The organism is uncultured Phascolarctobacterium sp., assembly GCF_937920985.1.
Lineage (GTDB): Bacteria > Bacillota > Negativicutes > Acidaminococcales > Acidaminococcaceae > Phascolarctobacterium_A.
In genome coordinates this window covers 1-26,540 of sequence record NZ_CALDXR010000006.1, presented here as the reverse complement: position 1 = coordinate 26,540, position 26,540 = coordinate 1, and the positions used below count along the sequence as shown (strand labels likewise).

Below are 26,540 nucleotides of genomic sequence, written 5' to 3'. Positions count from 1 at the left end.
AGAAGATGATGTATAAATACGAACACGGTGGAGATATCTATACGGAAAAGCTGACCAAGGATGGTCGCCCCTTCGTAGATTATTCCGCCAATATCAATCCTCTTGGCCTGCCGCTTGGTATAAAGCAGGCCGTTCAACAGGCTTTAAAGCTTTGTATCAACTATCCTGATCCCTTCTGCCGCGAGCTGGCAGAGGTGACCGCAAGCTATCTGCAGCTGCCGCAGGAGTATATTTTCTTCGGTAACGGTGCGGCCGATGTGCTGTTCCGTCTGGCGCTGGCCTTGAAGCCCGGACGTGCACTGCTCCTGGCACCGACCTTTGCTGATTACGAAAAGGCTCTGCGTACGGTAGACTGCAAAATAAGCTATTATAATCTGCAGGAGGCGCGTGATTTTGCTGCTGACAATGATATTGTCGATGCGATTACGCCTGAAACAGATTTAGTTGTTATCTGTAATCCCAATAATCCTACCGGCCAGCTGACGAGCCGTGAGCTGCTGGTGCAGATTCTCGACAAATGCCGTCTGGTAGGAGCCCATCTTTTGATAGATGAATGCTTTATGGATTTTGTCAGTGAGGAAAAGGCCTTCAGCATGCGTGATCTGTTGGCGACCTATCCTGAGCTGGTTATCCTTAAGGCCTTCACGAAAACCTTTGCGATGCCCGGCATTCGCTTAGGCTACTGCCTCAGCGGCAGCAGTGAGATGAACACAGCACTGCATCAGAGCGGTCAGGACTGGAACGTTTCCATTCTGGCGCAGGAGGCAGGCAAGGCTGCTTTAAAGGAGCACGAATATCTGGCTAAATCCTTTAAGCTGATTGAGCAGGAACGCAGCTATCTGCGTAGCCAGCTTACGGCTTTGGGGGCCAAGGTATACGGCTCGGAGGCCAACTATATTTTCTTTTATCTGCCGCAGCCGGAAAATCTTCCGGAGCTGCTGCATGAGCGCGGCTATCTGATACGTTCATGCGCCAACTATCACAATCTGCAGGCAGGCTATTACCGTATCGCGGTCAAAACGAGAGTGCAGAACCGCGGTCTAATCAAAGCACTTAAGGAAGCAATGAAAACATGCGCTCTTTACTAGTATTAATTGATGGCTTAGGTGATTCCCCGATCCCTGCATGGCAGGGACAGACTCCCTTTGAGCATGCGGTGCATCCTGCGATGGATGCGCTGGCTGCTTCCGGGACACTTGGGAGCCTCAGCATATGTGAAAATGACATCATTCCCGAAAGCTGCAGCTGTATTCTGCGGCTTCTGGGTGTAGATAAAAAGGATATACCGCACAACCGTGCTTATCTGGAGCTGTTGGCGCACAACCGTGATATTTCTGAATATGAAATGGTGCTGCGCTGTAATCTGGCTGCTGTTGATGCTGACGGCCGTCTTGCTGCCTTCAACGGGCAGGGACTGACGCCGCTGGAGATGCAGCAGGCTGCCAAGCAGTGTGACGGTATCCTTAAAGATATAGAGTTTATCCATCTATCCGAATATCGTAATCTTTTAGTGATGAACAAGGAGGCCGGCGTGCTGAACTGCGCTGTAGAGCCGCCGCACGAAAGTGTAGGCGGGGATGTAAGCGCTTTGCTGCAGGAGCTGCGCAGTAAGTCCTTGTCCATTAACTATTTTTTGCAGGAGTCGGCAAAACGGCTGCAGCCCTTTGCCCGTGATGGCCTGCAATATATTCTGTATCCCTGGGGACCTTCAGCCCGCCAGGTGCTCCCTTCCTTCGACAGTCTGCACGGACTGCGCGGTGGGGCGGTGTGCAAGGCAGAGATTGTCATCGGCATCGCCAGAGCCTTGGGCATGGATGTAATAACACCGCCGAATGCAACCGGCGATGTTGATACTGACATTATGGCGAAGGCTGAAGCAACGCTTGCTATGCTGCAGCAGGATGATTTCGTTATTGCACATTTTAACGGCAGTGACGAGGCTTCGCATCGTTATGATTATCAAGGCAAGGCTGATTTTATCAGCAGAATAGATACCCAGTTTTTACAGACCATAGCAGCAAAGTATCATGAACCACTGAAGCTCGTCATCTGCGGCGACCACGTTACCAGTTCGGTAACAGGTAAGCACGGTGACGGCTGCACGCCTGTGATTGCAGGCTATCTTAATACCACAGGTCACAGTATCCGGCTGCAAAGCTACCGTGACATACTGGACTTTTTGATGAAAGAGAGTGATTAAAGTGGCAAAAGCACTTATGATAGTAGGTACCATGTCAAATGCAGGCAAGAGCCTGGTAACAGCAGGTTTATGCCGTGTATTCAATCAGGACGGCTACAAGGTAGCGCCGTTCAAATCCCAGAACATGGCGCTGAATTCCTTTATCACCGCCGAGGGTGCGGAAATGGGACGTGCGCAGGTTGTGCAGGCTGAAGCAGCCAACATTGAACCCAGCGTACTGATGAATCCTATTCTGCTGAAGCCTACCAGCGACAGCGGTTCCCAGGTTATTGTCAACGGTGAGGCAATCGGTACCATGAAGGCCGGCGAATATTATGCAATGAAGCATACTCTGCGTCCGGAGGTGCAGAAGGCGTTTGATACGCTGGCTTCCAAATTCGATATCGTCTGCATCGAGGGTGCAGGCAGCCCGGCGGAAATTAACATCAAAAAGGACGATTTTGTCAACATGGGCATGGCTAAAATGGCCAAGGCTCCTGTGCTGCTGGTAGCAGATATTGACCGTGGCGGCGTTTTCGCTTCCATCTACGGCACGCTGATGCTGCTGGAGGACGACGAAAGAGCCATGGTTAAGGGTGTTATCATCAACAAGTTCCGCGGTGACGTAGAAATCCTGCGCCCCGGCCTGAAGATGATCGAAGAAAAAACAGGCGTACCTATCGTAGGCGTGCTGCCGATGCTGAAGGTTGATATCGAGGACGAGGACAGCCTCTCCGAGCGTATAAGCGGCCGCAGCGAGGTTAAGCTGATTGATATTGCGGTTGTACGCATTCCGCGTATGTCCAACTATACAGACTTCAACGTATTCGAGCTGATTCCCGGCGTATCCCTACGCTATGTAACCAGTGTACGCGAGTTGGGCCAGCCGGATATGATTATTATCCCCGGCACCAAAAATACCACCGGCGACCTGAAATGGCTGCGCCAGAGCGGGATGGAGGCTGCTATTTTGAAGCATGCTAACAGCGGTACCGTAGTGTTCGGTGTCTGCGGCGGTTATCAGATGCTGGGCAAGCAGATTTCCGACCCGTACGGCGAAGAGGACGGCACAGGCAAGGCTAACGTTACTCCCGGCATGGGCCTGCTGGATATCGAAACAACCTTTATTGAAAAGAAACGTACCATCCAGATGGCCGGCAAATTCGGCAAGGTACAGGGCATCTTCTCCGCATTGAGCGGTCTGCCGCTTTATGGCTATGAAATTCACTCCGGCGTAACCGAATTCCCTGAGGAGAAGGCACTGACCTCTATCAGCCCAATTCACGAAAACGGTGAAATTATGGCCGAGGGCTCTCAGAACACCGAGGGCAAGCTCAATGTTTACGGTACCTATGTACACGGCGTCTTTGACGGCGATGGCATTGCCGTGAAGATTGTGGAAGCGCTGCTGGCCAAGAAGGGTAAAAAGATGGAGGATATTCAAACCATCAACTTTGCGGAATACAAACGTCAGCAATACGATATTCTTGCCGACAGCATCCGTGAAAACCTGGATATGAAGAAAATTTATGAGATTTTGGAAGCAGGTGTCTGAATGAAAGATGGTGGGCTGATTCATATTTACTGTGGCGATGGCAAGGGAAAAACCACTGCTGCTATGGGTCTTTCAATCCGCTGCGCAGGCCATGGCAACCATGTGCTGATTGTTCAGTTCCTCAAAAGCAGACCGACAGGCGAGCTTGCAAGCCTGGCACTGCTGCCCAATATTGAGGTAATGCGCGGCAAGGAAACTAAGAAATTTACCTTCCAGATGAACGATGAGGAAAAGGCAGAGGTTAAGCGCGAGCATATGGTGCTTTTCGATAAGGTTAAGCAAAAATGCGCCAACGAGCATATCGATCTGCTGATTTTCGACGAAATCATCGGTGCCTGCAATACCGGAGTTTTTGACCAAGGTGCTTTAGTAGAGTTTCTGAAGAACAAGCCGCAGGAGCTGGAGGTTGTTATGACAGGCCGTAATCCGGCGCCTGAGCTGGTGGAGCTGGCTGATTATGTATCTGAGGTCTGCATGCGCAAGCACCCCTTCAAAAGAGGTATTCCGGCACGTGTAGGCATTGAAAAATAAGGCTTCGGCCTTGCAGCATATGTTAAGAAAGGTAGTGTAAAATAATGCATTTACAAAATGTTTTACCCGCTGACATTGAAAAACGTAGTATGGAAATTATCGGAGAGGAGCTGGGCCAGATTCGTATCGACCCCGAAAAGATTGATATCGTTAAGCGAGTTATTCATACCTCCGCAGATTTTGATTATGCCCGCAATATGCTGTTCTCCGACGGCGTAGTAGAGAAGGCGCTGGCTGCACTGCAAAAGGGTGCTACCATCGTTACCGATACCAATATGGCCTGCACCGGCATCAACAAAATGGGCCTGGGCAAGCTGGGCGCTAAGGCTGTCTGCTTCATGGCAGATCCTGACGTGGCAGCACGCGCTAAGGAAGCAGGCTCCACCAGAGCCGCTGCCTGCATGGAAAAGGCCTGCACCATCGAAGGTCCGGTAATTATTGCCGTAGGCAATGCACCGACTGCACTGGTTCGTCTGGACGAGCTGGTAAAAGAAGGCAAGATTAAACCGGAGCTGGTTATCGGCGTACCCGTTGGCTTTGTAAATGTTGTGGAATCCAAGGAAATCATCATGAAGACCGGCATTCCTTATATCGTTGCCCGCGGTCGCAAGGGTGGCAGCAACGTTGCTGCAGCTATCTGCAATGCGCTCATCTATAAGCTGACTCGCAAATAAATTCTTATTAAGAATTATAATTCATACGCCATAATTGTATATTAAGCTACAATTATGGCGTTAATTTTGACAAAATAGCAAAATAATTTATAATAACTTGACAAATCAGTTTTTATGGTATACGATAGTTTTCGTAACATATGACTGCTGGTTCAAGGATGAAACAGTGCTTTCTTTGGCACTGTTTTTTTCAAGGGTTGTAAAGCTGTTAGAAAATTAGAAAGAATAACAATATTGTCTTGATTCTTGCGGTTTTGTGTGATAAAATAAGTAAAGGTATTTTAAGAAGATGAGTAGAACTAATATTAACTTTCCTGAAAGGTTCTTAACCTATCTGGAGGTTGAAAAAAATTGTTCCTGGCATACTATTGAAAGCTATCAGAAGGATTTAGCTGCTTTTGCCGAGTTTATGTTGCGCCGCAAGGCTAAGCAGGATTTTTTCTGGCAACAGGTAGGTCCTTTAGATGTGCGTGGGTATCTCGCAGAGCTTAACGAAAAGCAGTATGCGCGCAGGACAATTGCACGCAGAATATCTGCTTTACGATCCTTCTTCAAATATCTTGTGCGTGAAGCGGTTATTGAATATAGTCCGCTGACCAAGGTGCGCACGCCTAAGCTGGAAAAGAAGCTGCCAGTTTTTTTAGACGAAATTGAAGTCAACGAGCTGCTGATAATGCCTGATAAAAGCAAAGTATTAGGCGTTCGTGATCAGGCGGTGCTGGAGATGCTTTATGCAACCGGCTGCCGTGTATCTGAGCTTGTAGGCCTTACCCTGGAAAGGGTAGACCTCAGCAATCGCTTTGTGCTTTTGCTGGGCAAGGGTAATAAGGAAAGAGTTGTGCCGGTGGGACATACCTGCTGCGCAGCACTAAGCAGCTATTATCCCGTACGACAGCAGCTGATGCTCAAGTATCATGAGGAGCATGAGTTCATTTTTGTCAACAACCGCGGCGGCAGGCTTACGGACCGTAGTGTAAGACGTATTTTAGAGAAATATATTAATATGCTGGCGCTGCATAAAAATGTCAGTCCGCATACGATACGCCATTCCTTCGCGACGCATCTTTTGGAGCATGGTGCTGACTTGCGAGCAGTACAGGAGCTTTTAGGCCATGCGAATTTATCAACAACACAAATTTATACGCACGTTTCAAATGAACATGTGACTAATGTTTACAAGAAGAATCATCCGAGGGCATAATTTTTTTTAGGAGGGAAAAGTATGAAATTGTTGGAAAAGACAAGAAAGATTAACAAGCTTTTACAAAAGGGAGATAAGGTTGAGTTTAACGCTATTGCACAACTGCTGCGTGACGTTATCGAAGCAAACACCTACATCGTAGGCCGTAAGGGCGGCGTAAAGGGTTACGCGCTGATTCACGAGTTTGAATGCGACATCATGCGTGAGCAGGTGCTTGATGATATGCGCTTTCCGGAAGACTATCTGAGCTTCATCATGAGCGTTAAGGAAACATTAGCTAATATTCCTCATCAGAACCAAAACTGTTCCTTTGTTGCTGATACAAAATGTATTTTCAATGGCAAGATGACTACCGTTGTACCTATTTATGGCAATGGTGAACGTCTTGGTACCTTAATTGTTGCTAAATATGATGCAGAGTTTAATGATGACGACCTGCTGCTGGCAGAATATGCTGCTACTGTTTTGGGCGTAGAAATCCTGCATGACCGCGAAGCAGTTGTTTCCGAAGAAATCCGCAAGAAGGCTACCGTACAGGTTGCTTTCTCCACCTTGTCCTATTCCGAGCTGGAAGCTATTGTCAACATTATGGGAGAATTGCATGGTAACGAGGGCCTGCTGGTTGCTTCCAAGATTGCTGACCGCGTTGGCATTACCCGTTCCGTTATCGTTAATGCACTGCGTAAATTTGAAAGTGCCGGCCTGATTGAGACCAAATCCCTGGGCATGAAGGGTACCTACATCCGCGTGCTGAATCCTATGCTGTTTGAAGAACTGAAGAAGAGATCCTAAGACTTTTGTAAAGCTTACATATAAATAACAAAGCCTGTCTGTTGTAACTGTTGTTGCAGCTGGCAGGCTTTCTTGCGCATTATCCTGGGAGATGATAAAATTAAAGTGAAGAATGTCAGAATACAGCGCTTGGTAAACTGATGCAGGATTTATATTGCACAGAGCCAAAGAATCTGCATTACCATGAATTTGCCGAGCGCATGGAGTTTTTGAAATACAGCAAGGAGGGCGAAGCAAAAATGACTGACGTAATTGAAGAATATGCTGCAAAAAAGGCTGAAGCAGTGGCAAAAGAGGCAACTGAAAAAGCACAGGCACGTAACGTTGAATTGGCTAAAGAGTTTTTGAGCGAAGGTGAAAGTATTGAAAGAACAGTCCGTCTTTCTAAACTTTCAGAAGCAGAGGTGCGTGAACTGGCCTCAAAACTGAGTGCGTAATATAACAACAAAGCTCCCCGATACGTTAAATCGTATCGGGGAGCCGTTTTTTAGTGTGCAAGCTTTTGGGCAACAACAAAGGCCAGCGAGTTGTTGACGAACTGGTTCAGGCTGATGCCCTCACGCTCGGATTCTTCTGCCAGCAGGCGGTGCAGTGTTTTGGGTACACGCACTACGAACCTGCCGCTAAAATGGTGCTTCATATTTGGCTCATTGATGGGCAAACCGCGGTCGAGCATATCAATAATCCATTCACGTTTAGCATCCTGCAGATTTGTATAAGCTTCTTCGACTGTTTCACCATCAGTCATACAACCGGGGAGCAGGGGGATGCAGGCGAGATAGCCGCCGCCTTCATCTTCGGGAATAACGCTGATTTCAGAAGCATAATTTAAAGATAAGTAGTAATTTAAATCTTTTTTCATGTTAAATCACTCTCCTTTCTGAATATCATCAATTAAATTTGCAATAATACGAGCATAGACTTTTTTAATTTTCCCATTATGGACTGGGATGCTCAAAGATTGCCGGTCTGAATAACGAATTTTAAAATGACTGCCACCACCAGTAGGCGGTTTAACTTCAGCTCCCAACTTTTCTAAAAGAGCTTTGGTCTGGTCCCAAGGCAAATCCTTGCCGTTGGCCAGAGCGCGGAGTTTTTTCTCGAGGGATGTCATAATATACCTTCTTTCTTTATGATACTATATATAGTATAAAATATCAACAAAAAAATGGCTGTTACGTACTTCATTACGAAATTCGTAACAGCCATTGAACACGTTCAGTGTTTAATGCTTAGAGCATATTTGGTTATTTTGCACCACCGAAGAGATACTTTCTTGCTTCCAGGAACAGTGCAATTGCCAGGATGAAGAGTACAGAACCCAATGCAGCGGTAATGATATGAGCTGCCATGTTAGCGAAGATGATTTGTGCCAGTGCAACCAAAGTTACACAGAACATAAATGCCATCGGGATGAGAACCATCAGATTGTCACGGCCAACGCTCTTCAGCCATACACCAACAGCCAACAGGGAGAGGGCAGCCAACAGCTGGTTAGCAGCACCGAAGATCGGCCAGATGGTGAGGTAGGAGCCAAGAGACATATAACCGGACAGTACAACGGTAATCAGAGTAGCAACAAACGGGTTGGTGAGAACATTGCCTTGAGCTTCGCCGGTTTTCGGATCAACCTTAGTGAACAGCTCCTGGAAAATGAAGCGGCCCAGACGGGTTGCAGTATCCAGAGTAGTCATAGCGAAAGCGGAGATGGTTAGAGCAACGAAGCCTTTAGCTACGCCGAAGGAGAAGCCGAGCTTGGTCATGAAGGTACCAACGCCGTCAGCGAATACGTTTACAGGACCACCGTTTTTCAGCAGCTCGGTCAGCTTGTCGCCGCCAACATAGCCTACAGCAACAACTGCAACTACAGCCAGAACGCCTTCAAGCAACATGGAGCCGTAGCCGATGAGCTTAGCATTGCCTTCGCTATCGAGCTGTTTGGAGGTAGTACCGGAGGATACCAGGGAGTGGAAGCCACTGATGGCACCGCAGGCAACGGTTACGAACAGCATCGGGAACATCGGGTTAGTGCCTTTGCCGGAAGGATCAAAGGTGGTGAATGCCGGCAGCTGCATGGAAGGCTGATAAATTGCAATACCAACCAGAGCGAATGCGATGCAGGCATACAGCAGGAAGGAGTTCAGATAGTCACGAGGTTGCAGCAGAATCCAAACAGGAGCGATGGAAGCAACGAAGATATAAACCATCAGGATGCAAACCCAAACGTTTTTGGACAGGTGCAGCGGATACATGTTGCCGATAGCGATGGCAACAACCAGCATGATAACACCGATAACGGTGCCTACGCCGAGGCTCAGGCCACAGCGATATACGGAGAAGCCGAAGATAACAGCCAGCACGATGAACAGCAGGGAAGCGGTTGCAGCCTGCGGGCTTGCTACGAAGGTAGCGGCTACGATGTTAGCGAAAGCAGCGATAACAACCAGCAGAGTTACATATGCGAAAATGGAGAAGAGGAACTTACCGCTCTTGCCCAGAGTTGCATCGATAATCTGACCGATAGTTTTGCCGTCAAAACGGATGGAGGAGTACAGAGCACCGAAGTCATGCACGCCGCCGAAGAAGATACTGCCGATTAAAATCCACAGCATTACAGGAACCCAACCGAATACAGCAGCGGTGATAGGACCAACGATAGGACCGGCGCCGGCGATGGAGGAGAAGTGATGTCCCATCAATACAGCGGGCTTGGTCGGCATATAGTCGACGTTATCGCACAATCTCTCAGCCGGAGTTTTACGGGTAGGGTCAACACCCCACTTTTTACACAGCCAGGAACCATAGGTTACGTAGGCAACAAAGAAGATAACCATTGAGCCTACAAGCAACAATAAACCACTCATAAATAACATCCTTTCTTTCCCTTTTGCATCATTGCAAAATAAATAATTTAGAAAATGATAGCTACTAGTGCACTCTATATCTTATGTGCAACATAGAAATAGTATACCACAATTAGGCTTATTGTCAACGAATTGTCACAGAATTATTTATTAACTTAAAAAAGCGAAAAAGCTGTTAAGATTTGTACAAAATGTGCAAATGCTTAACAGCCGAAAGATTTTAAGTGTTTCCTCGGAGGAATAAATTGTTTCGTATAAATTGACAGATGTCAACCTTTTGGGAACTCGAAAATAGCCTTTTCTTTAACGCCTGCTTTGTTGCAATAAAGCCTCTGCGCAGGGATGTCTACGAGGTATAAAGCGAGGTCTGACCAGCCTTTCAGCGTAAAGCAGTAGTCCTTGTGCTGCTTGAGCTTCTGCAGGTCTGCCAAGACCTTTTCCTTAATGCCTTCTTCACAGATAAGCACGAGGGCATAGATACTGCTCATGTGCTCGGTAGTAGTTTTGAGTGCTGCCATAGCATCCTTGGTGAACTGCAGATAGGGCGCAGCCATTTCGGCAGTGAGCTGCTTGTCGAAGCGTGCTGCATAAAGATATTCGTTGTGCTGCACGCTGTAGGTCTTTAAAGAAGGCACGATGAAATAGCCTTCATCCGCGGCGTTAAGCTCTGCTGCAAGGACAAACGCCGGCGCTTTCGGTAATGGCTTCTTATCATAATAGTGAGCAAGACGTTGCTCCAGTTGCTGTAAATATTCTTGACTGTTCATTGTTGGGTACTTCCTTCATTATTAATATTATCAGCGACCTGCAGAACACAGGCGCAAAATCCCTGCTCCGGCTGATAGCAGTAAATGTCGAGCTGTTTGCCTATCTCCGGACTATAATCGTGTATAAGATGCTTGCTTCCATTAAGGGCCACATCAGCGTAGGTTACCAGCCATTTTTTGTCACCATTGCGAAAAACCTCATAGAAAGAACGGTTTAGCATTTCTTCAATAGAAACTCCCTCGATGTGAGCCATTTCCTTATTGCAGTAACGGAAGACAAAGTCTACACCATGGCCATTGGCATCAAAAACAAGCTCAATGATGCAATATGCCAGAGGCATTTCATCAAGCAGGGTGCATTTTTCCAGAAAGCTTATGGATGCTGCCGCAGGTTGTGCATCCGGCAGAGCGTTGATACCCATTTGCTTGCGCAGCTGGCGGTGGGCGCTCAGGTTGCGTTTGCGTCCCTGAAAGGTTTGCCCGTCAGATATGGTATAGACGCCTTCACTGCTGATATTTACGATTCTGGCTTTGTTCACGGCGATTCCCTTGTTGATGCTCAGAAAGGCATCCTCCGGGAAGAGCGCTAAAAGTGCATATACGGGAGCAAACAGCGCAAATTCTTCGCCATCCTCCCGATGGATGATGGTTTTGCGGTCACGTCGATAGACATAGAGAATGTTATCCGCACAAAGCTCTCTCTTTTCAAGCCACTTGTTCCAATCTGTCATGTTGTTCCTCCATTTTTAGCATTGGCTGATTTTTTTGTTCTAATTATAACACAGGATGAATGATGAGACAATAAATTATCTTAAAATCAATTTATTAATGAGTTTTAGACAATTTAATCAAGCTGTTATAGGTTCAATCACTCATATAAGAAAAAAACACATTAATTTGTTGACGTTGAAGCAAGATGGCTCTATAATTAAATATAGAAGATTGAATATAATCTTACGCTTATCTATATGTTTTCTTCCAATAATTAATAGAATATGTCTTGCTGCGAGCAGGTGGTCATAACCTATAGTTAATTGCTGTTTTGCAGAGGATGCTCTAAGATTAATTTAAGAAGATTATTGCTTTTTATGCATATTGGACAGGCACTAATAAGGAGGGAATTAAGATGAAGGTCAACCGTAAGTTCCTGCGTAGCGCGGAACGGCTCAGCTTGAGCGCTATTGCGAAAGATTCCGCTGCACAGAAAATCGTCAGCGCTGTTACGGCCATCGGCTTCGTAATGCAGCCTGTAGCTGCACTGGCGAGCACGATTACAAGAGCGGATGCTCCTAATACTAATCTGGCTACTAGCCCTGTTACCAATATTTTTGCAGAAAATGTTGTTGGCAATGTAGCAATTAACAAGTTTGCTGAATTCCAGCTGGACGCTAATAATATTGCGAACATGTACTTTGGCATGAGCAAAGAAAGCGATAGTGCTGCTAATCTTGTTAACTTTGTTGATTCGCGCATTGATATTAATGGTACTGTCAATGCTATCCAAAACAAAAAGATTGGCGGTAACCTTTTCTTCTTCAGCTCCGACGGTATGGCTGTGGGCAAAACCGGTGTGATTAACGCTGGTGCGCTTTATGTTGCTACGCCGACCAAGACTAAATTTGATGAATATAAGCAATTCGATACTACAGATAAGTTTGATACCATAATCAAGGATGAAGGCTTTGCCCAGATTCCCATCAACGCCAGCGGCACTATCAGCGTATTAGGCAAGGTTAATGCCGTTAACGCTGTTAATCTGCGTGCTGCCAAGATTGGCGTGGGCAAAAATATAAGTAATAGCAATATCGGTGATGTAGCTGCAGGCGCAACGGCAACGGGTGCGTCTATTAGTACAGGTGTTGTTAATTTTAAGGATATTGTCAACATTGATAAAGTTAAATCCGGTCTGTCTGGTACTGCACTTACTGCGAAAAAAACAGGCAGCGGCGATATCGTTCTCGCAGCTTCTAACAACTATAATGATAACTACAGCATGCTTGATGACTTCAGCAAGATTACCGGCGCTAAGGTGGAAGCCGAGCTTAGTGTTGCTAATGGCGCAGAAGTAAATGCTGCAGGCAATGCCAAGCTGAGCGCGAAGGCATTGAATAATGTTGTAGTTGAAGAATCCGACCAATACAAAGAAGATTATACTCCCTCCACTACTACTAATTCCCATCTTTATGGGCAGATTGTTACTACTAATGCCACCGTCAATGTTGATGGCAAGGTAGAAGCAAAGCAGGTTGATGTTACTGCCGATGCAGTGAACCGTTATGTGAGTGCGGAAAGCAGCGTGCTGAACGCCCACAACATTACTTCTAATATTGTGGGCGCACTTACAGCTAATCTTGATGCTTCCTATGCAGTGTTAAACAGCAAGGCCGAGGTCAACGTAGGCCAGAATGCTGTTATCAACGCCACTGGCACTGATACCGTCAGCGAGGGCAAGGTTGTTAAGCCAGCGCTGAATATCAAAGCGAACAGCAGCGTGGAAGCTGGCGCAGGCGCCAGCACTGCTTTGCTGAAGGTTATGAACGTAGCAGGCACCAACATCATCCCGGCAGCTGCTGTAACCTACAGTGAAACACATAATGAGGCAGCAGTAAATATTGACGGCGAATTGAAATCCAAAGGTGGCACGTCCGTTACTGCCTTGGCCGACAGCAAGGTGAACAGCGAAGCTAAAGACACCACCATGGTTTTTGCTGATAATCCCAATCCGCTCAACGTTGCATTGAATATCACTACAGGTGACAATAAGAGCAGTGTTACCATTGGCAAGACTGCGAAGATGACTGATTTGCAAAAGGACGTCAACATTGAAGCGAAATCTGTGAACAGTGTGATTACCAAGGCAGAGGTAAGCACAGGTGAAAAGGCTGTTATTGCTACCGCTATCAACGTAACCGATTACGATAGCAAGGCAAATGTCAATATCAACGGCAACGTAACCAGTAAGGATGGAAGCCTGGCGATTAATGCTGAAAATGTTTTGACGGATAATACTGTCAGTGCCAATAACGCTATGGGTTCTTCGTACTTTATGAAGGGCCTTGTTACCAATATCAAAGGCTCGCAGTCCTTAGATTCGCTTATTGGTGAAGGTGGTGCCAAGGATAAAGTTTTGGGCGGTATCACAAACTGGCTGGCCAACGCCAAATACACGCCACAAAAGCTGAAGGATAAGCTTAACGCGCCGTCTACTCCTTCTACGCCGACGCAGCCTAAACCGTGGGATAAGCTGGCAGATTTCATGAGCACCGGCGTCAGCGTGGGTGTTGCGGTGGAAAGCAATACTGCTGATGTGAAAATCGGTCAGGGTGTTGCGCTCACTGCTAAAAAAGATCTTGATATCACTGCAAAAAGTGTTATTGAAGATACCAAGATGCAAATTACCGGCAAGAGCAATAACTATGATAAGGATACCAGCAACAAAGCGCTTGTTAATGCGTCTGTGCTTTACAGCAAGCTGGATAATACTGCAACCGTAACCGTTGCAGGTGGCGAGGAAGCAAAGGGCTCTACTGCTACCAACGTTACGCTTACCGGTGGTAAGGTAAATATTGCTGCCAACAGCAGCTTTGAATATAATCGTATCAACCGCATGGTGCAGGAGGTTAAGGATGCCTGCGCCAAAGTTAAGGCTGCCTATAAAGGCGAAAATCATGCTGATATTGAAGCTAAGGCTGATGCCTTGAGCAAGGCAGCAGATGCTTTCTTTACATATGCCAAGGATAACTGCTTCTCTTCCACTGGCGAAGAGCAGGTAGACTTCATGGACCTGTTCGGCGGACAAAAATTCAAGGACTTTACTGACGCTTGCAGCGCTTTGACCAGTGCTTTGGGTGATGAAGCAACAGATATCGCTGTAGGTCCGATTAACGTAGTGAGCGCGGCTGCAGCCTTTGCTAATCCAAACAGCTATCTTAATTTCTCGGCAGGTAGTGCTAACGGTGGCAAGAGCGGACCTGGCGAAGGCGAAAAGCCTGCTACAATTGCGCTGGCAGGCAGTGCAGTAGCAACGGACCTCGGCAACAATGCGCGCGTATTAATCGGTAAGAACGCTAACATTAAAGCTGGTAACGAGCTGGCAATGAAGGCTGCATCGAAGCAGTTTGATGTATCGCTGGCAGGTAAGCTTGGCTTAAACGGCGGTGGTAAAAACGCAGCTGGCGGAACCTTTGCCGTTGGTCTGGCTGATGCCAACAGCCTTGTTGCAGTAGCACAGGGAGCGAAGCTGACTGCAGGCTCTATAGATATAGGCGCAGAAAATAAGATTGACCATATCCAACTGTCGCTTGGCGCAGGCAAAGGTGCAACCAGCGGCGTCAGCGGCATGGTGGGATACCTTGAGGGTGCAAGCAACAGCCTTGTTTCCGTAGATGATGAAGCAGTTATCAACGCAGGCACTGGCGCAGTCAACCTCAATGCTAAGAATGATACCAATGTTTATAGCGCAGCCGGTGCTGTGGCTATGGGTGAAACTGCCGGCATTGGTGTGGCAGCAACGATTACTAATTTTGACCGCTATACCTATGCAGCGATTGGTGATAATGGCTATACTGCTCCTCCTCAGGCCACGGCTGAGCAGGAAGATAGCGGCAGCGATAGCGGCGATACCAGTAATAAACTCGGCGAGGACGCGAATGCGGACCGCAGCAAGGAAGCCGAAAAGCTGGCGAATACTGCTGCCGAAAAACGTGCAACTTTGCAGCAGCTGGTGCAGAATGCTTCCGGTCTGCGTCAAGGCACAGATGATGGCAAGAATTATACCGAGCAGGCAGATTTCTTCGGCTCCAAGACGGCCGCTGATACTAAAGGCTCTATCAATGCAGGCTCGTTTAAGGTTAATGCTGAAACCGGCGGCAAAATTATCAATGTTGCTGTTGCCGGCGGCGTATCTACCGCTGATGACAGTGGTGAAGTTGGTATTTTTGACAAGCTGGGTAATTTCGTAAGCAACAAGACTAATGCTCTTACAAATAAGCTCCATGCTCTTGACCATAAGGTAGCAGGCAAGATCAACGGCCTGATGGACCGTCAGACTGAAGCGCAGAGGGTACTGCCTACTGACCAGACACCTAAAGCTACTCCGTCCGGGCAGCAGTCCTCCGTAACTATTGCCGGTGCAGGCAGCGCAGCAATTAATCTGCTGGATGGCGATACCGGTGCGCTTGTGGACAATGTTAAAATCAACATTGCCAAGGATACTACTGAGAATAAGAATATCACTGTAACTGCCAAAGACAGCGCTATGATGGTGGCTGCCGGTGGTGCTGCAGGCATCTCCTGGAAGAATTTGACTAAGGACAATAACGCGAACAGCAATAATGCGGCCTTTGGCGGTACAGTTGCTGTAAACGATATCGATTCGCAGACCTTGGCGGTAATCAGCAACAGTGAAATTGAAAACGCTGCTGCGATTATCAACAATGCGCAAAAATCCGGCTCGCTGGCAGCTGCAGGCCTTGGCCTGGCGCTGGCGAAGAATTCTGCCGGTGGCAACGGCGGTACGAATATTGCTGCTACCGTCAATGCGTCGGTAAATATTGCGGATAATACTGCTTATGCATTGCTGCAGAATAATAAGGTGAACACCGATACTGTCAGCGGTAAAGATGAGCGTGCAACCTCCATTACCAATACAGTTTTTGATAACGATATTCAGATAACCGGCGGCGTGAACACCAGCCTTTCTATTGGTGGCGATAACGCCTTTGTCGGCGGTGCGACTGTGGCTTACGGTTCGCTGAAGAATGACGTGCAGGCGGCCATTTTAGGTGGCACCTACGATAAGATTACCACTGCTGATGTTAAAGCTACTACCAACATGACGCAGGTTGGCGTGGCTGCCAACGTGAGCGTTGCAGCCGGTGCCAAGACCTCCTATGCCTTCTCCGGCAATTCCGCCTACAATAAATTGGATAACTATGCCAACGCAACGGTTGAGGGCGTAACACTGACCGGCGAAAGCCTGAATGTTGCAGCCTATGATACCAATGAATCTGCTAACACGCAGGCTGAGTATCTCAAGGCTCGCGGCCTCGATGCTGACGGCTCTGCATATCTGGAGCAGGTGAAGCAGGCAGCAGATGAAAGCGGCGACAGCGATAAGCCTACCAATGTTGATACTACCCGCGGCGGCAATGTGATTGTTACAGGCGCGGTAAGCGTAGGCGTTACCACCGGTAACGACGGTGGCAGCGCAGCTGCATCCGTAACTGTCAGCGATATTGATAATGATTATAATGCTAAGATTAAGGACAGCAATATTACCACTACCGGCAAAGGCAACGGTGACGCTTTAGTCGGCACGAACGTTAATGCGGCAAGCCATACTGTACTGGCAGGCTTTGCGGCCGGTGTTGCCGGAACTGCAGGCAGCTTCGGCGTAGGCGGCAGTGCTAACTGGCAGTCGTTGAATAACGATATTACGGCAACTGTTGAAAACAGCAAGCTTGTTACGCCCAAAACTGATATAAAGGCCGAAAGCGGTGCTTTGGCAGTGAATGTTGCAGGACAGATTGGCGTTACTGCCGGTTCCAACTCTAAGGTGGGCGCAGGCTTGGCAGTTGCCTACAATTCCCTGAACAATACCACAGGTGCGTATGTCAAGGGCAGCGAAATCAGCGGCGCAAATGATGATGTTAGCAGTATTCTCAATGTAGATGCAGCCAACAAGGGCAATGTTTACAGCGTAGGTGCAGCAGTTACTGCAGGTACGGCCAATGCTTTGAATGGCGTGGTTGTTGTTAACAAGGGTAAGAATGACGTAGAAGCTGCTATTGACAAATATGACGGCGAAAATGCGAAAACTGACGGCGGACGCACGAAGCTCAATAATATGAGTAAGGTGGCAGTGAAGTCCTCGGATGACAGCAACCAGCTGGCGGTAGTGGGTGCGGTAAGTGTCAGCGCAGGCAGCAATGCCAAATTTGCGGCCGGCGGCAGCGTAGCTTACAACGAAATCGGTAATATCACCGGCAGCGCCGGCGAGAAAAAGCAAACCAACAAGGCTGCTATCAATAATGCTGATATTACCACTACTGACGATGGACAGATTAGCGTTAACGCTATTGACAGGGCAACGCTGACGACTATTTCCGTAGGTACCTCCATTACTACCGGTAATGTGGCCTTCAGTGGCGCAGGCTCTGCTGCTATGATCAAGAAGGATACCGATACAGAGCTTGTTAATACCAATATCAATAAGGATAAGAATAATGCAGCGACTGTGCAGGCTACTGCTGACAGCAAGGGCAAGATTACTACCGTTGCCGTTGTTGCTGCAGGTGCTAAAGACGCTGCGATTGGTGCAGGTATTGCGGTTAACCAGCTTGATGCTGATACCAATACTACTGTTGCCAATGGTGAATATAAGGTTAAGGGCTTCACAGCCGAAGCTAAATCTGACAGCAGCATTCTTTCTGTCGGCGTAGCGGGCGGTGTTGCCAAAACTGCAGGTATTGCCGGTAACATCGGCGTTAACCTGCTGGCGAACGATACCAAGGCTGCGATTGACGGTGCCAAGATTAATGCAGACGGCACACTGGCCGTAATTGCCAAGAGCAAGGATACCCTGCAGAATTTTGCAGGTGCCTTTGGTGTGGCTGCAGGCGGTCAGGCCGGCGTTGGCATGGGCGTAGCCTACAATGAAATCAGCGGTACTACTGAAAGCATAGTTAATAATGCAGAGCTGACGGCAGCAGGCAATGATGCAGGTGTGGCTGTCAACGAACGCAATAAGGATAATGATAATGTAGTCAGCGATAATACTCGCACCGGCGTTATCATCGCGGCTGATGCGGAGCACAACCTGACGAATGTAGCAGTCAGCGCTGGTGTGGCAGTAAGTGCTGACGTTGGCGTGGGCGTAGCAGGTACGGTTACTGTTAACCGCATTTTGGGTGCAACCAACGCCAAGGCAACAGGTAGCAGCATTAATGCTGAATTGACCGACCGCAGCAAGGCAGACGTTTATGTAGCAGCAAACGATGCTACCAAGAGCGAAAGCCATGTAGGTTCGCTGGGTGTAGGCGGTGGCGCTGATGGTGGTGCAGGCTTCGGTCTGGCATCTGATACCGGCGTTGTCAGCAGAAATGTAACGGCAATGATTGACGGTGGCAGCAAGAAGAAGCTTGTCAACGGCAATAGCATTGACGTCGCTGCCTTGAATAAGGCGAAAATGTCCACCAACTCCTACGGTATTGCCGCAGCCGGCGGCGCTTATGGCGCCGGAGCCGGCGCAGGCACCGTTTCGGTTGCTAAGCTGGACGCAGAAACTACTGCTGCAGTAAAGAATATCCAAGGCACGAATAATGGTTTGGCAATTACTGCTGACCACGTTAACGATATTACGTTGCGCAGCGCTGCTGCTGCAGCTTCCGGCGCGCTCGTGAGTGCTGCCGGTGGCGCAGGCATCGGCGTAGTGGATGATGACAGCAAGACTGTTGCTGAGCTGAGCGGCAGCAAAGTAACGGCTGAAACCGGTGATATCACTGTTAACGCTGCCAACAAGACTGACGTGACAACGGCAGTCTTTGGCGTAGCTGCCAGCATGGTTGCAGGTGGCCTGAACGTTGCTGTAAATAATCTGGACAATACTGTTTCCACGCTGGTGAAGGATAACAGCAACCTGCAAGCACAACAAGGCACCTTCGCAGCGAAGGCAGATAACATTGTGAAAACAAGCTTTGTCAATGGTGCTGATGCAGTGGGCGCTGCAGGCGTTGCCGTCGGCGTAGGTGTGAACACCATTGATACAGGCGTGATCACCGAAATTAGCGGCAGCAAGATTACTGCCGGTGCTATCGACGTAGCAGCAACCGAAAGGCTGGACGTTAATCAGGTGGTACAAAACGCTGCGCTCGGCGGACATGGCTACAGTGCGAACGTCAGCGTAACCACGATTGGCGCAGCAGCTGCAGACCAGTATGGCGACAGCGAAACTACGGATAGTGATAAAAAGGCAACCTTTAATACTAATGATATCCTTGATAAAGCGAATGCTGCAATCGCAGGACAGGGAACTGTTGGTACCTTTACTGATGAAGAAGGTAAGACCGGCACTAACGCTGCAGGTATGACCTTTGATAAATATGCCGGCAGTGATGGACAAAAACTGAATGCTGCACCCGGTACTACTGCCAGCAAGGGCAGCGACAAGGCTGCAGGCGTGCAGGCGAAGGTTAGCAATTCTACGCTGCAGGCAACCGGCGATACGAAGGTCAACGCTAAGCGTACTGTTGATGCTAAGCTGACATCGGCGCAGGTGGCAGCAGGTATCGCAGGCAACGGCATTGCCGCTTCTGTTGCGGTTCTTGATGTAGAACGCAAGACCGGCGTAACCATCAACAATAACAGCAAGCTTAGCGGCAAGAATGTAACGCTTGGCAGTGCGCAGGACGGCACATCCAAGATTGATGCTTATCAGGTAGCAGCAGGCGCTGCTTTCGCAGGCAGTGCTGCCTACGCGCAGAACAGTCTGCATGGCGCTAATGCTATTACTATCGATAGCAGTACGGTTCAGGCTACAGGCGATGCCAGCTCCAAAGGTACGCTGACCGTTAAGGCAGAGGATACCAGCAGTGCAGCAGTACGAACTATCGGCGCAACTGCGGGCGCTGTGGCTGGCGGTGTGCTGATAACTAATGCTACGAATAATAGCGATAATACTGTAACTATCGGCGGCAGTAAGCTTATTGCCGGTAAAGATGTATATGAAAAAATCTACGTGCCTTCCACAAACGATAAACCAGGTTATTACAAGACGAATTACGATAAGGTGATTGGCTACAACAATATTGGCAAGGTTGACATTGCTTCTGTCAAAGCCAACAGCATCACCGCCGAAACCTACGGTGGCATGGTTGGCATTGCTGCGGCGCAGGGCATTGTTGCACTCGCTTCGGATGCAGGCAGCAGCAAGGTTAATGTGACCGGTGCTTCCGGCTTCTTGGGCAACAGCGTGAGCCTGAATGCAACCAATAAGCCTGCAGTACGCGCAGAGGCACAGGCTTATTCCGGCGGCCTGCTGGCGGTAGCAGGCGTGGCAGTATCCAAGGCTAAGGCCAGCGGTACGGTAGAAGCAAAGGTTGCGGATGGCAGCAGCTTTGCGGCAGACAATGTAGAGATTACGGCAAACGTAACTACCCAGACTGCCAAGGACAAGAACAATAACGAATATGCTGTAGATAATGTAAGCGCCAAAACAATCGGCGCTACTGCCTCCGGACAATACGCTGCAGGCTTCAACACTGCTTATGCAGAAAATACTATGACTGTCAGCGTTGATGTGGGCAAGGAGCAGTATAATGTCAATGCTCTGAAGCTTAAGGCTGATAATGCTTCGGTTATTGCGGCAGATACCCTGGGCGTAACAGTGGGCGGTTATATTGCCAGCGGCAGCAACTGGTCTGATACCAAGACGAACCTGACGACCAGCGTGAAGGCTGCAGGCGTTAAAGAGAATGTATACAACAGACTGGGCGCTGTAAACATCAGCAGCTCCGGCTACAGTGCAGTAAATAATGATGCCAATGGCTATGGCGGCGGTATCGTAGGCTTCAACCCTGTTGCCGCAAGGTCGCAGAATCAGATTACTACCAATACTACTGCTGACGTGAGCGGCAAATGGCAGAATGTAGGCTCCCTGAGCGTTGCTGCCAATAATGCGGATAAGCTGGATATCCTGGCGGATTCCCTGACTGCAGCTGTTGTCGGTGCCAGCGGCACAGAGATTAAAAACAATGTTGCGCATAATGCCAACATCAACGTAACAGGCGATATTACAACCAGCGGCAAGCAGTCCTACATTGCAAATAACACGCTGAATCATGATGTTAAGCTGAAGGGCAGCGGTTATGGCGGTGGCAGTATCAACGTCAATGATATGGACAACAAGCTGCAATACACTGCTGGCGTAAATATCAACAACGCAACCTTGAGCGGTACAGGCAGCGCTGGCTCGATTAAAGCGCTTGCTTATACCGACGGCAAGATGGACTATACTAATACACTCAAATCTGCCGGTGTTGTTCCTTCTACTTTCGCATCCAGCAAAAATGTTATTACCTATGATAATAGCATTAAGGTTACTGACAGTAATCTGTCGACGGCTAAAGCAGACCAGGATATCACCTTGGCGGCAACCGATGAAACCACTGCAACCTTTGATACTACTGCTGATACCCAGGGCGGTGCTGTGGGCGCAGCTTCCGCTGCAACAGACAACACTCTGAAGCGCAGCAACAAGATTACCGTTACTAACGGTAAGATACTCAGCACTAATGACGTAAATATTTACGCAGGTGCTAATCTTGACGGCATTACCTCCTCGCTGACCTACAACGTGCTGGCGGACGCTTATAATAAGACGGTAATTCCTCTGGCTACTGTTCCAAAAGCTAAGAACACGATGACGCAGGAAAATCAGGTAAGCATCAACGGCGATATCGACAGTGTACGTCACGTCAACTTCAAGGCCGGCAAGGGTATGACCACCGTATCGACCTCCGCCCGCGAATATAACATCTATAAGGGTACCAGCGGCAGCGGTTCCGTCACCTCCACCGCCTTGGGCGAGGTAACTCCGGGCGAAACAGTTGTCAACTATGTGGATATTGCCAGCGGTAAAAATGTACGCGCAGGCATCCATAATAATCTGGAGCTTACCATCAGCGGCAGCACTAAGGTTACTAATCCTGAGTTTGACGCGAGCGGCAATGTTATTTCCGGTAAAGAAGGCAGCATAGACTTCAGCGGCATCAAGGTTACCACCGGTGCAGGTCAGGATTGGTTCAATAAAGAGCAGAATGTTGCTGCAGGTGTGGTTGAGCTGCAAAATGGTCTTTATGCCCGTCTGCAGGAAATTAATGATCTTCTGGGCCAATATGCTTCCACTTCTGACGAATACAGCATTTTGAACAATGAAAGAAACCGCATCATCACCCAGATGGAAGAAAATGGCTTTGTCAAGACCAGCGTAGAGGGTGGCAAAACCTACAAGAGCATTTTCGATAAAATTTCTTTGCCGGCAGTTGATGTCAAGGATATCGTTGTTTCCGGCGGCAACATCAACATCGAGGCTGACAAGCTGCAGGGCAGCGGCAGCCTGACGGCGCAGGGTGCTAAGAACCTGACGATTAATAACAGCAGTGACCTGTACCTGAAGATTAATGACCTGGCTATCAAGGATAAGGGCGGCGTAATCCGCTACAACGATGCTGAGGTGAGCAAGGTTGACGGCTTCACGGGTACAATGAATACTGCTGCAGGTACTAACGCTGATCCGAAGATTACTGTCAAGAGTACTGGCACATCTACCAACGGTTTGACTAAGGCTGATATCGGTATCTTTGGTACTGTGCAGAACAGCACCGGTGACGTTTTAATCCAAAACAGCAATTACAATATCAACGTAGACGGCAATGCCAATATCAGCGCGCGCAACATTGAGCTGAAGGCTGACAAGGGTTCGGTAACGCAGAACAGCAAGGGCCTGCTGCTTATCGGCGGCGACCCGGTAACCAAGTACCAGTTCAGCGATGCTATTGCTAAAAAGATTCAAAGCTATGTTTCCAATCAGGCTGTTAATGGCAAGACTACTGTTAATGGCAAGACTACTATTGATTGGCTGAGCAATATCGACAGCTATGAGGATTATAAAAATGCTTTGATAGCGCATAAGGACGATCTTGGCCTTACTGATGCAGAGGTTAATGAGATCAGGAATTACAGCGTCAACAAATCCAGCGGTATCGTTGCAGGCAACAACGTTTATATCAGCGGCCTGAATGTTAACCTGGACGGCCTGGTACAGAGCGGCTACAAGAATTTCAAGGTTACACTTGATAATGCAGCCAACAAGAAAATCAGCAATCTGGATAGGGACTATGCTCGTAACCAGACTGCACTTACCGACCAATATGTTATGTCCAACGATAAGTATTGCGTAAGCACCAATGCTGGCGCAGTTTATAACTCAACAACCGGCGCTTACGACTATACTGTGAAGGTTTATTACAACCCTGCTACTAAGGAGCTGCTGACGGAAGCAATTGAGCCTAACGGCGGCAAGATTTATATTACCGGCGCTCTGTCGAGCACTGGCAGTGGCAAGCTGCTGGCGATGGACGGTACTGCCAACATTGCGATTGATACCCAAAAGGCAGACCGCAATTTGCGGGTGAACAAAATCACTAATAAGGATATCACCGGCCTCATCAGCATTAAGGATACGCAGAAGAACACCTTGACTGAGTACACCACTGATGGCCAGAAGATGTCCGTTAAAACAACCACGCTTAATAAGAAAGGGAACGCAACCTCTACCAGCACAACGCAGGTTAATGGTTCTACTACCACTTATGCACCGGCTAAAGGCATGACGATTAACTGGACTGGCGGCACCTCCGGTGATAAGAAGATTATCAAGTGGCAGTATGAGAAGGACTTCGTTTTCTGGGGCCTGATCAAATACGGCACTACTAAAGACTTTGTCGAGAACGAGGAAGTTAAGAACGGTAAGACAGAGGTATCTTCCTCCAGTATTACAGGTGCCGATCCGCTGGGACAGGGTACTGTTATTAAGGTAAACAATAGCGCCAAGGAATATGGTGTAACGACTAAGGACTATAATAATCATGATGAATCGACTTACACTCCTGTTGTCGAGAATAAAAAATATTCCGGTGTATCTGGCAAAATCTTCGGCTATGGCAATTGCACCTACACCTGGACTGAAACCCAGATGCATTCCACCAGCAGTACCTATACGATTAAGGGCGATAAGCCGATTAACGTTGGCTTCATGACCGGCGGCAGCGGTGATATCAGCGTTACCAGCGCCAAGGATATGTATCTTGCAGGCAACATCAGCAATGCAACTAAGGCTGACGGCAGTGCAATCGGTAATGTTACCTTAAACAGCATCGGCGGTGCTATCAGCTCTGTTGGCAGTGCACGCGTTGACGCGGATGACCTGACTGCTAAAGCAGCCAAAGGCATCAGCATCAATCACAGTGCGTTGGGCAATATGGCGAAGCTGAATATTGAAGCAACGACTGGTGACGTAAGCATTAATTCTGACCGCGGCAAGCTGCAATTTGTCGGCGGCAATAAGGGCGCGTTGAGCGGTAACCTGGTAATTAACGCAGCAGGCGACATTACTACGGCTAGTGATACTGTTTTGAACGGCAACCGCATTGATTTCACCACTCTTGGTGCGATTAACGCAGCGATTGCTCCCGGTCAGACGCTGACCAGCAGTGATACCATGTCTGCAAGCGTAAATGCCAACGCGTATGGCGATATTACGCTGACCAACAGCAACGGTGATATGCGCATCGGTCATATTGCCAGCCAGAATGGTGATGTAAGCCTTACAACCAGCGGCAGCTTTATCGACGCAGTAGGCGACAGCACCCTGTCCGACAGCGAAAGTAAGCTGCAAAAGTGGCAGGAGCTGGGACTGATTAACAGTAATGACAAGGCAGAAGAAAGCGCAGCATCTGCAGCGGCAGCCAAGAGCGAGCGTGTGCAGGCACTGGAAAACAGGGCAAAGCAGCTGGCTATGGCAGATAAGAAATATACTGAAGACGCGCAGAATGCAGCTTTGGCAGAATACAAGGCATTGGCAGAAGCTTACAAAACTAATGGCGAAGCAGCCTTCGAAGGTAAAAACTATAGCCAGGACGTTAAGGACTGGGCTAAGATGTACGCAGAGGTTGATAACAGCACTGCCTATGGCTGGAGCAAAAATGAGCTGTTGTATGCTATTCAGGACAGCGTGCTGAATGCAGCCCCCGGCCAGGTACTTACAGTAGATAAGGCCAACGTTCAGGGCAAGAACATCAGCCTGAGCGCAGGCAAGAACATCGGTATCGATGGCGAAGCAACCAACATTGCCTACAACGAGATGGGCAAGCTGGATAACCTTAAGCTTTTAGCACAGGCTAAAGCCGGTGACCTTACCTGGAATGATACTGACAACAGAATTGAAGTTCGTCAGCAGCGTCAGATTACTGTAAAGCTGGCAGATGGCGGCAAGCTGAATCTGCAGGCCAACACCAGTAATACTGCCAATACCGGTAATGTTTATCTGGCAGGCGTTAAGGATACCATGCTGGATATTTCCGGTACGATTAACACGACGCAGGATGTTAAGCTGCTCAGTGATAATGGCGTTAGCATGAACAACGGCAGCATTGTTGCCAAAAACCTTATTATCCAGGGCGGCAAGGGCAATGTAGGCAGCAAGGATGCCTTCATCAAGACTAATATCAGCGGTAATTTGGAAGCAAATACCGATACCGGCTACGGCGTATATCTGCATCAGACGGCTGTAGGCGGCAAGCCGGCGCATGTGCTGACAATTCAGGATGCAGCAACAGGTACACTGGTGCTCAAGGCAGATAACGGTATGCAGATGACTACGGAAGCAGGCAAGAATATCGGTTATCTGAACGCCAACAGCATTAACCTGCAGGCAGCCAACGGCGATATCGGCAAAGCTGATGACGGTATCCGCATTCTGGAAAACGGCGCTGTGATTAACGCTAAGGCAGAAAATGGTTCTGTTTACCTGCAGGGCGCAGGCACGAAGGATGCAGACCTGGTAGTTGACAGCATTACTGCTAAAGGAAATGCTAAGCTCAACCTGGATGGTGATGTAAACTTCGGTAACGACACAGGTAACGGCAGCATTAGCGCAGGCGGAGATGTAACTGTTAACGGTAACAATGTTAACCTGAACACAGGTACTGTTACTGCAGGCGGCGCAAGCAATATCACTGCAGGTAAAGATGTGAACGTAACAACCGGCAGCATTACATCTAGCGGCGCAGGCAACATCACCGCAGGTGGAGACGTTAACCTGAGCGCAGGTACTGTTACTGCAGGCGGCGCAAGCAATATCAACGCAGGTAAAGATGTGAACGTAACAACCGGCAGCATTACATCTAGCGGCGCAGGCA

At 48.4% G+C, this 26,540-nt stretch carries 14 protein-coding genes; 9 read left to right on the top strand and 5 right to left on the bottom strand.

The features are described from left to right. Positions 1 to 5: 5 nt before the first annotated feature. The 8 genes from Q0612_RS00995 (at position 6) to Q0612_RS00960 (ending at position 7,369) form a co-directional block, all read left to right on the top strand. Positions 6 to 1,088: a histidinol-phosphate transaminase gene (locus Q0612_RS00995; RefSeq protein ID WP_298879589.1), complete on the top strand. Its 1,083-nt coding sequence runs from the start codon at positions 6 to 8 to the stop codon at positions 1,086 to 1,088. Then, positions 1,073 to 2,200, top strand: a complete 1,128-nt coding sequence (locus Q0612_RS00990; protein ID WP_298879587.1) for a hypothetical protein — start codon at positions 1,073 to 1,075, stop codon at positions 2,198 to 2,200. The genes Q0612_RS00995 and Q0612_RS00990 overlap by 16 nt, the downstream gene beginning before the upstream one ends. Before the next feature lies 1 nt (position 2,201). Next, positions 2,202 to 3,734, top strand: a complete 1,533-nt coding sequence (locus Q0612_RS00985; RefSeq protein ID WP_298879585.1) for a cobyric acid synthase — start codon at positions 2,202 to 2,204, stop codon at positions 3,732 to 3,734. Beyond that, positions 3,735 to 4,265 carry a cob(I)yrinic acid a,c-diamide adenosyltransferase gene (locus tag Q0612_RS00980; RefSeq protein WP_298879584.1) on the top strand — a complete coding sequence of 177 codons (531 nt, stop codon included), beginning with the start codon at positions 3,735 to 3,737 and terminating at the stop codon, positions 4,263 to 4,265. It begins immediately after the preceding gene. 44 nt (positions 4,266 to 4,309) lie between these two features. Next, a complete protein-coding gene (locus Q0612_RS00975) occupies positions 4,310 to 4,939 on the top strand; it encodes a precorrin-8X methylmutase (protein ID WP_210684400.1) in 630 nt (209 codons plus the stop codon). Between the two features lie 289 nt (positions 4,940 to 5,228). Continuing rightward, a complete protein-coding gene (gene xerC / locus Q0612_RS00970; RefSeq protein ID WP_298879583.1) occupies positions 5,229 to 6,140 on the top strand; it encodes a tyrosine recombinase XerC in 912 nt (303 codons plus the stop codon). A 21-nt stretch (positions 6,141 to 6,161) separates the two neighbouring features. After that, positions 6,162 to 6,932 (top strand): GTP-sensing pleiotropic transcriptional regulator CodY, encoded by a 771-nt coding sequence (gene codY, locus Q0612_RS00965; RefSeq protein WP_021720820.1) that lies wholly within the window; start codon positions 6,162 to 6,164, stop codon positions 6,930 to 6,932. 239 nt (positions 6,933 to 7,171) lie between these two features. Next, positions 7,172 to 7,369 (top strand): hypothetical protein, encoded by a 198-nt coding sequence (locus Q0612_RS00960; RefSeq protein WP_298879581.1) that lies wholly within the window; start codon positions 7,172 to 7,174, stop codon positions 7,367 to 7,369. A 50-nt stretch (positions 7,370 to 7,419) separates the two neighbouring features. On the opposite strand, the gene Q0612_RS00955 is transcribed toward Q0612_RS00960, so the two are convergent. From Q0612_RS00955 to Q0612_RS00935, 5 genes are all read right to left on the bottom strand, one after another. Continuing rightward, entirely contained in the window at positions 7,420 to 7,794 is a 375-nt protein-coding gene (locus Q0612_RS00955; RefSeq protein ID WP_293721980.1) for a type II toxin-antitoxin system HicB family antitoxin, read from the bottom strand. A 6-nt stretch (positions 7,795 to 7,800) separates the two neighbouring features. Next, positions 7,801 to 8,046 carry a type II toxin-antitoxin system HicA family toxin gene (locus Q0612_RS00950; protein ID WP_210684405.1) on the bottom strand — a complete coding sequence of 82 codons (246 nt, stop codon included), beginning with the start codon at positions 8,044 to 8,046 and terminating at the stop codon, positions 7,801 to 7,803. 133 nt (positions 8,047 to 8,179) lie between these two features. Continuing rightward, positions 8,180 to 9,796, bottom strand: coding sequence for a carbon starvation protein A (locus tag Q0612_RS00945; protein WP_298879576.1), 1,617 nt, complete (start codon positions 9,794 to 9,796; stop codon positions 8,180 to 8,182). A gap of 269 nt (positions 9,797 to 10,065) precedes the next feature. Beyond that, complete coding sequence (locus tag Q0612_RS00940; RefSeq protein ID WP_298879574.1) at positions 10,066 to 10,563, bottom strand: hypothetical protein; 498 nt, start codon at positions 10,561 to 10,563, stop codon at positions 10,066 to 10,068. Further along, positions 10,560 to 11,294 carry a LytTR family transcriptional regulator DNA-binding domain-containing protein gene (locus Q0612_RS00935; RefSeq protein WP_298879572.1) on the bottom strand — a complete coding sequence of 245 codons (735 nt, stop codon included), beginning with the start codon at positions 11,292 to 11,294 and terminating at the stop codon, positions 10,560 to 10,562. The genes Q0612_RS00940 and Q0612_RS00935 overlap by 4 nt, the downstream gene beginning before the upstream one ends. A 395-nt stretch (positions 11,295 to 11,689) precedes the next feature. Here Q0612_RS00935 and Q0612_RS00930 point away from each other — a divergent pair. Beyond that, positions 11,690 to 26,540: leukotoxin LktA family filamentous adhesin (locus Q0612_RS00930; protein WP_298879570.1), on the top strand; the 14,851-nt coding region annotated here is incomplete at its 3' end.

Coding starts and splice junctions, on each gene's coding strand:
- Q0612_RS00960 (WP_298879581.1), top strand. CDS start 7,172: ATGACTGACGTAATTGAAGAATATGCTGCAAAAAAGGCTGAAGCAGTG.
- Q0612_RS00945 (WP_298879576.1), bottom strand. CDS start 9,796: ATGAGTGGTTTATTGTTGCTTGTAGGCTCAATGGTTATCTTCTTTGTT.
- xerC (WP_298879583.1), top strand. CDS start 5,229: ATGAGTAGAACTAATATTAACTTTCCTGAAAGGTTCTTAACCTATCTG.
- Q0612_RS00980 (WP_298879584.1), top strand. CDS start 3,735: ATGAAAGATGGTGGGCTGATTCATATTTACTGTGGCGATGGCAAGGGA.
- Q0612_RS00990 (WP_298879587.1), top strand. CDS start 1,073: ATGCGCTCTTTACTAGTATTAATTGATGGCTTAGGTGATTCCCCGATC.
- Q0612_RS00995 (WP_298879589.1), top strand. CDS start 6: ATGATGTATAAATACGAACACGGTGGAGATATCTATACGGAAAAGCTG.
- Q0612_RS00955 (WP_293721980.1), bottom strand. CDS start 7,794: ATGAAAAAAGATTTAAATTACTACTTATCTTTAAATTATGCTTCTGAA.
- Q0612_RS00950 (WP_210684405.1), bottom strand. CDS start 8,046: ATGACATCCCTCGAGAAAAAACTCCGCGCTCTGGCCAACGGCAAGGAT.
- Q0612_RS00975 (WP_210684400.1), top strand. CDS start 4,310: ATGCATTTACAAAATGTTTTACCCGCTGACATTGAAAAACGTAGTATG.
- codY (WP_021720820.1), top strand. CDS start 6,162: ATGAAATTGTTGGAAAAGACAAGAAAGATTAACAAGCTTTTACAAAAG.
- Q0612_RS00940 (WP_298879574.1), bottom strand. CDS start 10,563: ATGAACAGTCAAGAATATTTACAGCAACTGGAGCAACGTCTTGCTCAC.
- Q0612_RS00935 (WP_298879572.1), bottom strand. CDS start 11,294: ATGACAGATTGGAACAAGTGGCTTGAAAAGAGAGAGCTTTGTGCGGAT.